This is a genomic window from Stenotrophomonas sp. YJH_SMC_133, assembly GCF_059370655.1.
In genome coordinates, this window is the sequence record NZ_JCAFTW010000006.1 from 131,894 (window position 1) to 144,343 (window position 12,450).

Consider the following 12,450-nt stretch of genomic DNA (forward strand, 5'->3'; position numbering starts at 1 on the left):
TTCGGGTCTGTTGTAAGCCAGCCTTCGCGCAAAGTCATGCTGCATGAGCACATTAAATTGCGATCAACTGGTATGGATAAAAGGCATTTGAACAATCGCATACCAATTGGTTGACATTTTCATGTCGTCGTGCCGAAGCTGCGTCCCACGCCTGGCATGCAGGCGATCCTTTGGGAGGAGGAAACCATGCGGCGACCCGCCGGAGCAGTGCACAGCATCTCGTTGTCCCCCACACCCCTGATCGTGGCGCTGCTCGCCGTGCTGGCGGGCCTGTCCACGGCCCAGGCGCAATCCAGCAAGGACGCGACAGGGCAGGATCCCGCCACGCTGGACCAGGTGCAGGTCACCGGCATCCGCGAATCGATGCAGAGTTCGATCAACAGGAAGCGCGATGACACGGTCATTGCCGACGTGCTCTCGGCCGATGACATCGGCGACCTGCCGGCGCCCTCGCTGGCCGATGCGATCGAGACCCTGACCGGCGCCGCTTCGACCCGCGACAAGACCGGCGCTTCGGAAATCTCCATCCGTGGCCTGGGCGCCTTCCTCAGCAGCACCAACTTCAATGGCCGCGAGATCACCAACGGCAGCGGCGACCGCTCGGTGAACTTCAACATGTTCCCCGCCGAGCTGATCAATACGGTGGCCATCTACAAGACCCAGCGCGCCGACATCATCGAAGGCGGCGTGGCTGGCACCATCGGCCTGGAAACAGTGCGCCCACTGGAGTACGGCAAGCGTGCGGCGCAGCTGGACCTGCGCGGCAGCTGGGCCGAGTATGACAAGAAGTACCGCGACGACGACGGCATCGGCTATCGCGGCACCGCCAGCTACATCGACCAGTTCGAGTTCGGCAACGGGCAGAAGCTGGGCATCTCGCTGGGCTTCCAGCGCCTGGACGGCACCGACCCGGAAGAGAGCATCACCAGCGGTTCCACCTGGTATGCCTGCGATGGCACGCAGAACGTGGGCAATGCCAACTGCAATGAAGTGTCCGCGCAGGCCATCGCCAACGGCGCGCCGTACTACCTGGTGCCAAGCAGCCGCATCTACCGGCTCAAGCAGGAGCGCAACGACCGGCAGAGCGAGTTCGCCGCATTGCAGTGGCGGCCCAATGACGTAGTTGAAGTGAACCTCGACTTCGAACACACCGAGCGCAACTGGTACGAGAACCGCAGCGACCTGAGCCTGTCCAACGCCCGCCGTGGCATCACCCGGCGCGAGGTGGACGAGGACGGCATCGTGCGCCACCTGCATGGGAGCACCTCGATTGATTCCACTTCAAACCGCTACTGGCGTGGCGAGGAGTACACCGGGGGTGGCCTGAACCTGATCCTGCGACCGACCCCGGCCTGGGAACTGTCCACCGATCTTTCGTACTCGCACACCAATCGCCTCGACAGCGAGCGCATGACCCGCCTGCGTGCCAACCAGCGCGACGTCAACAATGCCATCGTGCCGGGCATCAGCAGTGGTGCCACCGGCTACGTGGACTATGACTGGGACTGGCACGGCGAAGTGCCCAGTGTTGCGCTGGCGCCGAACTTCGACCCCAACAACTGGGACGCCTACACCGGCGCGGCGCGCGTCACCTCCAGCGCAACGGAGAACGACCACAGGATCAAGGCCGGCCGCTTCGATGCCAGCTTCATGCCCGAGTCCGGTTTCTTTACCCGCATCAAGGGTGGCGTGCGTGCCAGCCAGGCTGACTACCGTCTGCGCGACAACACCCTGGTAACCGACTACGACCAGCGCGTGGCGGCCGACAAGGCGAAGATCATCGCCGCCAACCGGGCCTGCCGCGCGCCGTTCCCGCAGGATGACTTCATGGATGCCGCCAGCGGCAACACGATCTCCTCGTGGGCGTACTTCGATCCGAACTGCCTGTACCAGTCGTTCCGTGGCAGCCTCGACAGTGGGTTGGATCCGGGTTTCCAGGATCCGAACAATGTCGATATCACCGAGAAGACACGCGCGCTCTATCTGATGGGGGAGTTCAGCAGCAGCCTGTTCGGCTTGCCGGTGACCGGCAACCTCGGCCTGCGCTGGGTCAAGACCGACGTTCGCTCCGAAGGCGTGCGTACCGGGCTGCGTATCGAGGACAATGGTGACGGCACGATACGCCTGCAACCCACCGGCGAGTACAGCACGCAGGTGTTCAAGGCGGGCAACGACAAGCTGCTGCCCAGCCTCAACGCGGCCTTCGAACTGCGCCCGGACGTGCTGCTGCGGGTCGGTGCATACCGCGCGATGTCGCGGCCGGACATCGCCGCGCTGGGTGCCGGGCGCACCATCAACGTGAGCAGTGATGCCACCTACGGCAATCTGGCCGACGCGCTGGATGACATCAGCGCCAGCGGCAACCCCGCCGCGCAGCCGCTGATGTCCTGGAACGGCGACCTGTCACTGGAGTGGTACCCGAACCCGGACACGATGCTGGCCGGCGCGGTGTACTGGAAGCAGTTCAACGGCGGCACCGCCACTGCGCTGGTGCCGGAGACCTACACCATCGACGGCCACAGCGTGACCGTGCCGGTACGCCAGCAGGTAACCACCGACGAGGACAGCACGCTGACCGGCTTCGAGCTGACCGCCACCCATCGACTGTCGTACCTGCCCAAGCCGTTCGACGGACTGGGCTTCAAGGTCAGTTACAACTACGCCGATGCCGACTACCGGACCCAGGACTCGCGACTGGGCGAGCAGCTGGCCAGTGACGGCACGATCATTCCGGCGATCGTGCCGCCGGCGGGCCTCAGCGGCTTCTCGCGGCACGTCCTGTCCGGCTCGATCTACTGGGACGTCGGGCGCTTCAACATCCAGGCCATCGGCAAGTTCCGCTCGCACTACTACCAGGACTTCACCGGCAACACCGCGCAGCAGAACCGCTACTACGATGACAACACCAGCGTGGACCTGCGCCTGCGCTACCGGGTGAACAAGCAGTTGTCGCTGTCGCTGGAGTTGATGAACCTGACCAACGAGCCGCGCGTGGCCTACCAGCCGCTTTATGGGAACTTCCGCGAAGTGGTGACCTACGGGCGGCGTGCGTATTTCGGTGTACGATACAAGTTCTGAACAGGGCGGCGCGGCCAGTGGTCGCGCCGTCGCTCCAACCGGACCCTTGCCGGCCGCGGTGGCAGGGCAGGGACCGGGAAGGAATCGCCAAGGGTCAGCCGCATGTCCGCCAACCGCCTTTACCAGACCATCGCTGCCAAGCTCCGCAAGCTGATCGAGGACGGCGAATTTCCGCCGGGCTCGCGGCTGCCGGGCGAGCGTGAGCTGGCCGAACGGTTCGGTGTCAGCCGGGTCACCATCCGCGAAGCCGAGATCGCACTGGAAGCACAGGGCTGGATCGCCATCCGCATCGGATCGGGCGTGCATGTGAAGCCGCGCCCGACGCAGGCGCCCGGCGGGCTGCCGGATGTCAGCGCCTTCGACCTCACCGCTGCCCGCGCGGTATTCGAGGCCGAGGCCGCCGCTCTGGCGGCAAGCAATCTGGATGATGCCGGCATTGCCGAGCTGCAGGCGCTGGCCGAAGCGCTGTGCCGTCGCGACCTGAGCGACGCGGAAGCCGGCGAGTACGACCGCCGTTTCCACCTGGCCATCGCACGGCTTTCCGGCAACCCGGTGGTGGAGTTCTTCGTGCAGCAGATCTGGCGCATGCGCAGCGAACTGCCGCGGGTAACCGAGGTCTACGCACGGGTCTGCCATGATGATGGCGCCAGCCGTGCCGACGAGCACATGGCGATCTTCGAGGCCCTGCGCGCGCGCGATCCGGTGGCCGCGCGCAATGCGATGCGCCATCACTTCCAGCGCCTGTTCGAGGCCATGCTGCAGGCGACCGAAAGCCAGGCGCTGGAGGAGATCCGCCGCCGCACGCAGCAGGACCGCGAACGGTTCATGGCCACGACGCGTATCTGAGTAACGGCGTTTCCAGGGCCGCCGGGGCGGGTCAGGACGCTGTGACGTGCGGGGAATCATCCTTGCCGGTGCCGACGAGCGCGAAGTAAGCTCTGCTTCGTCGACGAGGGGGACACCATGTACGCAAGGATCGCGGCAGCTGCGCTGCTGTGTATGACGGCCCTGCCTGCGTCGAGCGCCAACCGCGGCTCGACGGTGATGGAGGATTACGCGGCGGCGCTGAATGCCCGCGGGCAGATTCTGCAGTTGGATACCGGTGACATGTTCGGGGAAAGGATCGGGCTGTTTACCGGCTCGGTGGAATTTCTGCAGACCGACGTCGACCTGCCGGGCAACAGTGCGCTGGAGGTGGGCATCAAGCGGCGCTTGGTTGCAGGTGCGCAGGGCCGGCAGGGATTGGGCATGTTCGGGGTGTGGGACCTGGCCCTGCCCAGGGTGCATGGAACGTTCAGCACCCAGGGGGGATGGAAGAATTACGTGGTGGCCGAGCCGCTCAACCGCTGTTCGAAGTTCACCCCGCCTCCAACCGAGATCGTCACGGTGAAGGCACAGACGCCGACAGGGCCGGGGACATTCACCGAGTACTTCAACTCCGACGAGTTCTGGCATGGAACGCAGCTCTACCTGCCAGAGACCGGTGACGAGGATCTACTCGCGCAAAGCAACGAATGGCCGGTGCCGAGTACAGGCCATGCCTACCCGATGCGAACCAAGAGCGGCAATGTCATCCGCTGCGTCGCCATGGACGATGGGGCGGGTGAGGGCTTCGAAGTCACGACGCCTGCCGGTATCACCTATACGCTCAATCATATGGCCAGCCTTGGTAGCGGACCACCATTGATCAAGAAGGGATACTCGCGGGGAAACTTCGGCTCGGTTACGGAGTTCGAGTTCGTTCTTTTCCGGCAGGAGTTCCATATTCTTCCGACCAGTGCCCGAGACCGGTTTGGCAATTCGGTGACCTACACGTGGGATCCGGCAAATCCACGGCAGTTGCTGCGCATCGCAGCCAACGATGGCCGCACCGTCGATCTCGAATGGACGGCTGGATCGCCCAGCACGCTGCCAAGCGAAGTGAGCGCGGTCCGTGCGGGCGGGAGGACGTGGACCTACGGTACCGTGGTGGGTGGCTACAAGGTCACCTTCCCGGACCAGTCCTACTGGCAGACTACGGGGTTCAACGTAGGCACCATGGGTGCCGGTGCCGTTCCCGCAGAGCGGGGTTTCTGCCGGAATCCGGGTGTGGTGACCTACGGCCATTCCGGTTCGATCCGCCATCCCAGTGGTGCAGTGGCGAAGTATCGCTTCGAGCCGACGCTGCATGGCCGCTCGTGGGCGCGTTATGGCTGCAATATGCCCGACAGCACCGGTAGCGGGTTCCTCGACTCGATCGAATACACGCCCGCCAGGTACTACACGTGGTCGCTGGTTTCCAGGACAGTCACCGGGCCGGGCATCGACCAGCCTTATACGTGGGCCTACAGTTACGGCCCGGCCAACGGGTGCTATGCCGACGGCAGCAAGGAACTGTGCCAGGCCAATTCGCCGGCCACGAAGTGGGTGGACGTCAAGGATGCAGAGGGCGTCACCACCCGGCACACCTTTGGCAATCGATTCAATGTGGACGAAGGCTATCTGCTTTCCTCGGTCCAGCCGGGCCGCGCCACCACCCTCAGCTATCAGCTTGACGCTTCCGGCAGCTATCCGGCATTGGCCGGGCGACCGGCATATCAGCGTGCCAGCGGAATCATCGCAGCCAAGCAGATACCGTTGTTGCAGAAGGTCATCGAACAGGATGGCGTACGCTACATCTGGAAGGTCAATATGTTCGACAGCATGGCACGACCTGTGTCCATCACTGAAGCCAGCCAGCCCGTGCAGTAGGCGTACGGTGTGGCAGGACAGGGGCCGCAACGCGGGCAGTGGCACGTGCTGGATCGCCCCGCCCCGCCGCGCCCTGTTCGCCCTGGAAAAGGGAGCAGCAAGAACGAAGGCACTACACCGCCGGAACCGTGATCCTCTGCAGATCCAGTCTGGCCCTGGCCCACCCGCGTTGTCGATGCCTGGCCCGTGACCCCGCACCGACTCATTCCAGGAATCCCGCATGTCCGACAACCCTCCACCGCTGAACATCCTGGCGTTTGCCGGCAGCCTGCGCAGCAACAGTTACAACCGGCGCCTGGTCAGGGCTGCAGCAGGCGCCGCGCCTGCGGGCCTGCTGCTGGCCGTGCATGACACCATCGCCGATATTCCGCTGTTCGACGAAGACCTGGAAGCCGCCGACCCGGCCGGCCCTGCCGGGGTCAAGCGCCTGCGCGCGGCCATTGCATCCGCTGACGGCGTGCTGATCGCCACGCCGGAGTACAGCCAGTCACTGCCCGGCGTACTCAAGAACACGCTTGATTGGCTGTCCCGCGACGATGCCGAGTACCGCACGGTCCTTTCGGCCAAGCCGGTGGCGATCATCGGCGCTACGCCGGGTCACTGGGGCACCAAACTGGCACAGTCGCAGCTGCGCCATACACTGACCGCCATGGGCGCATTGACCATGGCCTCGCCACAGCTCTATGTGGCCGAAGCAGCGGCCGCCTACGACGATGACGCGGAAGATTTCGACGCGGCGACGCGCAAGCGCCTGCAGCGCTTCCTGGAGGGATTCCAGAGCTGGGTCCAGCTGCTGCAGGGTGGGGCGTCGCGCGCTTGAGCGGTGCCGGCAGAGGCCGTCATCGCCCGCCGGTGCCAAGGACTGGATCATGCAGCCCGCGCAGCTTCTTCTTGTTGATCTTGCCCACGCTGGTCCGCTCGATTGCATCCACGAAGCTCACGCGCTCCGGGATCGCATAGCGTGAGATGTCTCCGGAACGGCTGCGCGCCGCGACCAGTTCGATGATCTCCGCTTCGGCCACATGGCTTCCCGGCTTCGTGACCACCAGTGGCAATGGCCGCTCGCCCCATTTCGTGTCGGCGATACCGATCACCGCGACCTCGCTGACCGCCGGGTGCAGCGCGATGATGTCTTCCAGCGCGAGCGAGGAGATCCATTCGCCCCCGGTCTTGATCACGTCCTTGATGCGGTCGGTGACACGCAGGTAGCCAGCTTCGTCGATGTTGCCGATGTCGCCGGTGTGCAGGTAGCCGCCCGCCCACAGCGTTGCCGAAGCCTCGGGATCGTGCAGGTAGCCCTGGGTCAGCCAGGGGGCGCGCGCCACCACTTCACCGGTGGCGACGCCATCGTGGACGACATCGCCCATGTCCGGGTCGACGATGCGCAGGTCCACCAGCGGCACCGGAATGCCGGCCTTGGTGCGCAGTGACAGCACCTCGTCGGCATCGGTCACGCTGTCCACGTCGATCTGGGCGATGGTGAGCAGAGGGCAGGTCTCGGACATGCCATAGCCGCCGAAGATGTCGATGCCCCGCGCCAGTGCGCGCTGCGCCAGGGCACGGGGCAGCGCGGCACCGCCGATGATCACCTTCCAGCCCTCCAGGTCGGTCTGCGCGGCGTCCGGGTGCTCCAGCAGCATGTGCAGGATGGTTGGCACGCAGTGCGAGAAGGTCACCTTTTCGCGGGCGATCAACGCCAGCAGTTTCGCAGGCAGGTAGCGCCCCGGATAGACCTGCCTGATGCCCATCGCGGTAGCCACGTAGGGCAGGCCCCACGCGTGCACATGGAACATCGGGGTGATGGGCATGTAGACATCGTCACGATGCAGGCGGCCCTGGCGGGGCGCGCCGCCGAGCGCGGCCATCGCCGCCAGCGAATGCAGCACCAGCTGCCGGTGGCTGAAATAGACCCCCTTGGGCAATCCGGTGGTTCCGGTGGTGTAGAACACCGTGGCACGGGCATTCTCGTCGAAGTCCGGAAAGCGGACGACCGGCGTGGCACCGCGCAACCCCGCTTCGTACTCGGTGGCGAAGCCTGGCGGCGGCGGGCCACCGGCGTCGTCCAGCAGGATGCGCGTGCGCAGGTCCGGCAGCTGCTCGTCGATGGCGTCCAGCAGTGGCAGGAACTCGCGATTGGCCAGGATCACCCGCGCGCCGCTGTGGTTCAGCGTGTACGCGATCTGCTCGGGGGCCAGGCGCACGTTCACCATCATCAGCACCGCACCGATCATCGGAACCGCGAAGTAGGCCTCCAGGTAGCGGTTGCTGTCCCAGTCCATCACCGCCACCGTGTCGCCGTGGCCGACGCCCAGCGAGGTCAACAGGCCGGCCAGCTGGCCGATGCGCGCCTGCAGGGTGCGGTAATCGAATCGGAGCTGGTCGCCATAGACGATTTCCTGTTCAGGACTCACCGCCAGCGGCATCAGCAGCAGCTGCTTGATCAGCAGTGGATAGGCATGGGCATCGGGAGTGGGGGCGGATGACATGGCATTTCCTCGTGGGCGGCGTTGCGGTCGCCGGCCTTCTCCGCACCACACTATCAAGCCCTTCCTGCTGTACCAGCGTACCTAGGTACCTGTTCCCGCGCGCAGCCGATTTGATAATCTCGCCAGGACATGCCAACCCTGCTCATCGCCGATGATCACCCCTTGTTCCGTGCGGCACTGCATCGCGCGGCGGAAGAGGCGGTCGCCGATCTGCAGATCAGCGAGGCGGATTCACTGGACAGCGTGCTGGAGGCGATCGAGAACCAGTCGATCGACCTGATGCTGCTGGACCTGCACATGCCGGGCAACCATGGGCTGGCCGGGCTGGCGACCATCCGTGCGCTGCAGCCGGGCCTGGCGATCATCATCGTCTCCGCCAACGAGGAGCCGCAGGTGATCCGGCGCGCCATCGACCTCGGCGCCGCGGGCTACCTGCCCAAGAGCTCGGGTTTGAACGAGCTGCAGTCCGCGCTGCAGTCCGTGCTGGAGGGCGAACGCTGGATCCCGGCGCTGCTGCGCGAGCCGGTGGCGCGGGTAGCGCCGTTCAGCAGGGATGCCGACCTCGCCGCGCGCCTGGCCAGCCTGTCCGCACATCAATACAAAGTGCTGGGGCTGGTGGCCGAGGGCCTGCTCAACAAGCAGATTGCCGACCGGCTGGGCGTACAGCTGCGCACGGTCAAGGCGCACATGACACGCATCATGGAGCGGCTGGGCGTACGCAACCGCGCGCAGGCCATCCGCGTGCTGCACGAAATGGGGTTGGCCGATCCGTCCCGGCTGATCGAAGCGCTGCCCGAGCCCTGAACGGTCAGCGCGTGGCAGTGGCCGCCAGCAGGTGGTTGATCGCCCAGCGCAACGCCAACGGCTTGAACGGCTTGTTGAGCAGGGATAGCCCAGCGCCGCGCACCGCCTCGCGTGTATCGCTGCCGGTATCCGCACTGAGGATCACCGTCGGCCGCGGTCCATGCATGTCCGCAAGCCGCTGCCACAGCGCAACACCGGTATCGCCGTCATCCAGGTGATAGTCGAACAGCCACAGCGCCGCCTCGTGCGCTGAGGGCCCGATGGCATCGGCGCTGCCTGCCGCGATGACGTCGCAGCCCCAGGAAAGCAGCAGTTGCCGCATCGCCTCCAGCGCGTCCGGGTCGTTGTCCACTGCCAGTATGCGGATACCCTTGAGGGCGTTGCTGCCACCCGTCGGTGCCGAACTGCGCGGGGTCACTGGCGGTGCTGCGCGTTGCACGCTGATCGAGAAGGCCGAGCCGTGCCCGGGCACGCTGCGCAGGTGCAAGGGTGCATGCAGCAGATCGGCGATGCGGTGGGCGATGGTCAAGCCCAGTCCCAGTCCTTGGCCGTTGCTGCGGTCGACCCGGTGGAACTCCTCGAACACCACCGCCTGCTGCTCCTGAGCAATGCCGGGGCCGGTGTCATGCACGCCGATCATCAGTGCCTGCCCCTGGCGGCGCACACCCAGCAACACACCGCCATGGCGGGTGTAGCGAATGGCATTGGCCAGGAAGTTCTGCAGCACCCGGCGCAGCAGCAGGGGATCGCTATGGACCCAGGCCTGGCTCCGCACATGGCGGAACTGCAGGCCGCGCGCCGTCGCCAGCACCGCGAACTCCTGCGCGAGCGGATCCAGCACCGTCGACAGCGCGAACGGGCGCGGATCGGCCACCAACCCACCGGCTTCCAGTCGCGAAATATCAAGCAGGCCGGACAGCAGGTCATCGGTGGAATCCAGTGCGCCGCGGATCTGCCGCAGGAAACTGTCGAGGAACTCGGATTCGATGTGCTGCGACATCGCCTCGGTCAGCAGCTGGGCCGCATGCAGGGGCTGGATGAGGTCATGGCCGACCGCCGTCAGGAAGCGGGTTTTCGCCGCGTTCGCGCGCTCGGCCTCCTGCACCGCCTGCTGCAGCCTCGCGGTGCGGTCCTGTACGCGGCGTTCCAGCGTTTCATTGCTGCGCTTGAGCGCATCCTCCGCGCGACGGAACGCCGTGACATCGGTGAAGGTGGCTACATAGCCGCCACCCGGCATCGGGTTGCCGCGGATCTCGACGATGGTGTCATCGGGAAATATCCGTTCCGACAGGTGTGGCGTGCCACGGCGCATATGCGCGACGCGGCGCTGCAACGCCCTGGTGGGCGTGTCGCCGGGGCCATCGCCGATCTTCAGCTGCCCCAGTGCCCACGCCGTGAGGTTGACCACCGGCTGCCCGACCTGCAGCAGCTCCGGCGGGAACTTGAACAGCGCGGCGTAGCGGCTGTTCCAGGCCACCAGCTGCAGCTGCGCATCGACCACGCTGATGCCCTGGCTCATGTTCTCCAGCGCAGCTTCCAGCAGGCGCTGGTTGAAGCGCAGCACCTGGGTAGCTTCGCCGACGGCGCGGGTCACCGCATCCAGCGGCGCGGCGCCGCCCTCGCGTGCGGCTTCGACCAGCAGCCGTGCCATGCCTGCGCCCACCACGGCGGTCAGCTCACGCTCGACGGCGGTGACCCGGTCTTCATCCAGCATCTGCCCGGCGTGGCCCTCCAGCAGCTGGCGCGCACGCTCCTGGCCAAGGAAGCGTCCGGCGGTCCTGCGCAGGGACGCCGCAGCCACCGCATCCCGCCGCCGCGGCAATGACGGACGCACGGCCCGCGACACCAGGGCCACGGTCAGCAGGTTGATCGCCAGGCTGGCCCCCATGCTGATGGCGATATGGCCCGGCTGCACGCGCAGCGAGACCACCGACAACCAGTGCAGCCCGTCGGCGCCGACCGACGGCGTCGCGGCCGGGATCACCATCGGCAGCAGTACCAGCCACAGCCAGGCCAATGAGCCCAGCACGATGCCGGCGATGATGGCCGCGGAGGGCGTACGTGGGCGATACACCGCCAGCAGCACAGCCGGTGCCAGCTGCGAGAGGGCGGTGAAGGACATCAGGCCGAAATCGCTGAGTGCCTCGGTGTCGCTCATCGCGCGGCTGTACAGCCACGACATCAGGAACACGGCGAGGATGCCGGCACGGCGGAACGCCAGCACGCGCGGGCGCAGATCGGCATTGGCCACGCCGCCCCCGATGCCACCGAGCAGGCGCGAACCGAATCCATGGTTGCCAAGCATGATCGACAGCGTCAGCCCGGACAGGATCATCATGCCGGTGGCCGCGCTCAGGCTGCCCAGATAGGCCAGCAGCGCCAGCAGATGATGGCCGCCGGCCTGCGGCAGCGCCAGCACGTACAGGTCAGGCGATACCGAGGCCGGCAGCTGCGCGGCGCCGGCCAATGCCATCGGCACCGACGGCAGGCCGATCAGCAGCAGGTAGACCGGGAACATCCAGCGTGCCGTCTTCAGGTCCGATGTCTGGCGAAGCTCGACCACGCCAACATGGAACTGGTGCGGCAGGGTGAACGCGGAGATCGCCCCCAGCGCGACCATGGTGAGATAGTCCGGCACGATGGCCGGTGGTGGCAGCTGCGCCATCTTCTCCAGCAGCGGTGTGCCGGCCTTGTGTACGGACAACGCCGCATACAGGCCAATGGCCAGCAGCGCCACCAGCTTCAATACGGACTCCAGGCCCAGCGCGACCACGATGCCGCGGTTGGGCTCGGTGGCCGAGGCCTTGCGTGCACCGAACAGCAGGGTGAACGCGGCCATCGTCAGCGCGAACCAGAACGACATGTCCAGCTGCGCACCGGCAGGCGCGAACCCATCACCCAGCAGGGTGCCCAGCCCCTGGCTGACGGCTTTCAGCTGCAGTGCGATGTACGGAATGATGCCGAACAGCGCCACCAGGGTGATGGTGAAGCCGAGGCCGCGATCGGCACGCAGTCGTGCAACGACCAGATCGGCGATGGTGGCACTGTTGTGCTGCTTGGCCAGCCGCCCGAGACGGAGCAGGAACGGCAGGCCGAACGCGAAGATCAGCGCCATGCCGGCCAGGGTTGGTGGAATGGGGAAACCCCATTGCCGCCCCTGCGAGGCCGCACCGTAGTAGGTCCACGCGGTGCAGTGCACGGCCAGCGACAGTGCATAGATGAGCGGCCATGCCTTCGAAAGCCGGTGCCCCCGGCGCTCGCCCCACAGCGCCACGCCAAACAGCAGTGCGGTCCACGCAATGCAGGCGAAGAGGACGATGGAGGGCGTCAACATCGCTCCAGTGTAGGGAGA

The 12,450-nt window shown here is 66.0% G+C and carries 7 protein-coding genes; 5 read left to right on the forward strand and 2 right to left on the reverse strand.

Annotated elements, in window-relative coordinates; translation table 11 throughout:
* Positions 1 to 186 precede the first annotated feature (186 nt).
* The 4 genes from AC5P78_RS10365 to AC5P78_RS10380 all read left to right on the forward strand — a co-directional run bounded on the left by AC5P78_RS10365 (position 187) and on the right by AC5P78_RS10380 (position 6,628).
* Positions 187 to 3,078: a TonB-dependent receptor gene (locus AC5P78_RS10365; RefSeq protein ID WP_414498199.1), complete on the forward strand. Its 2,892-nt coding sequence runs from the start codon at positions 187 to 189 to the stop codon at positions 3,076 to 3,078.
* A 102-nt stretch (positions 3,079 to 3,180) separates the two neighbouring features.
* Positions 3,181 to 3,924 carry a FadR/GntR family transcriptional regulator gene (locus tag AC5P78_RS10370; protein ID WP_005409753.1) on the forward strand — a complete coding sequence of 248 codons (744 nt, stop codon included), beginning with the start codon at positions 3,181 to 3,183 and terminating at the stop codon, positions 3,922 to 3,924.
* Positions 3,925 to 4,041: 117 nt separating this feature from the next.
* The gene (locus AC5P78_RS10375; protein ID WP_099596854.1) at positions 4,042 to 5,808 is read left to right on the forward strand and encodes a wall associated protein; all 1,767 of its coding nucleotides are present in this window, start codon (positions 4,042 to 4,044) and stop codon (positions 5,806 to 5,808) included.
* Positions 5,809 to 6,028: 220 nt separating this feature from the next.
* On the forward strand, positions 6,029 to 6,628 hold the full coding sequence (locus tag AC5P78_RS10380) for an NADPH-dependent FMN reductase (RefSeq protein WP_414498202.1): 600 nt from the start codon (positions 6,029 to 6,031) through the stop codon (positions 6,626 to 6,628).
* 19 nt (positions 6,629 to 6,647) lie between these two features.
* Here the strand turns inward: AC5P78_RS10380 and AC5P78_RS10385 are convergent, their stop codons facing one another.
* The gene (locus AC5P78_RS10385; protein WP_012480333.1) at positions 6,648 to 8,294 is read right to left on the reverse strand and encodes a fatty acid--CoA ligase; all 1,647 of its coding nucleotides are present in this window, start codon (positions 8,292 to 8,294) and stop codon (positions 6,648 to 6,650) included.
* A gap of 129 nt (positions 8,295 to 8,423) precedes the next feature.
* Between AC5P78_RS10385 and AC5P78_RS10390 the strand changes: the two genes are divergently transcribed.
* Complete coding sequence (locus AC5P78_RS10390) at positions 8,424 to 9,098, forward strand: response regulator transcription factor (protein WP_049395992.1); 675 nt, start codon at positions 8,424 to 8,426, stop codon at positions 9,096 to 9,098.
* A gap of 4 nt (positions 9,099 to 9,102) precedes the next feature.
* Here the strand turns inward: AC5P78_RS10390 and AC5P78_RS10395 are convergent, their stop codons facing one another.
* Positions 9,103 to 12,432, reverse strand: a complete 3,330-nt coding sequence (locus AC5P78_RS10395) for a hybrid sensor histidine kinase/response regulator (protein ID WP_111687291.1) — start codon at positions 12,430 to 12,432, stop codon at positions 9,103 to 9,105.
* Positions 12,433 to 12,450 lie beyond the last annotated feature (18 nt).

Excerpts from the sequence above, each read along its gene's own strand:
- AC5P78_RS10365 (WP_414498199.1), top strand. The coding sequence starts at position 187 with ATGCGGCGACCCGCCGGAGCAGTGCACAGCATCTCGTTGTCCCCCACA.
- AC5P78_RS10370 (WP_005409753.1), top strand. The coding sequence starts at position 3,181 with ATGTCCGCCAACCGCCTTTACCAGACCATCGCTGCCAAGCTCCGCAAG.
- AC5P78_RS10375 (WP_099596854.1), top strand. The coding sequence starts at position 4,042 with ATGTACGCAAGGATCGCGGCAGCTGCGCTGCTGTGTATGACGGCCCTG.
- AC5P78_RS10380 (WP_414498202.1), top strand. The coding sequence starts at position 6,029 with ATGTCCGACAACCCTCCACCGCTGAACATCCTGGCGTTTGCCGGCAGC.
- AC5P78_RS10385 (WP_012480333.1), bottom strand. The coding sequence starts at position 8,294 with ATGTCATCCGCCCCCACTCCCGATGCCCATGCCTATCCACTGCTGATC.
- AC5P78_RS10390 (WP_049395992.1), top strand. The coding sequence starts at position 8,424 with ATGCCAACCCTGCTCATCGCCGATGATCACCCCTTGTTCCGTGCGGCA.
- AC5P78_RS10395 (WP_111687291.1), bottom strand. The coding sequence starts at position 12,432 with ATGTTGACGCCCTCCATCGTCCTCTTCGCCTGCATTGCGTGGACCGCA.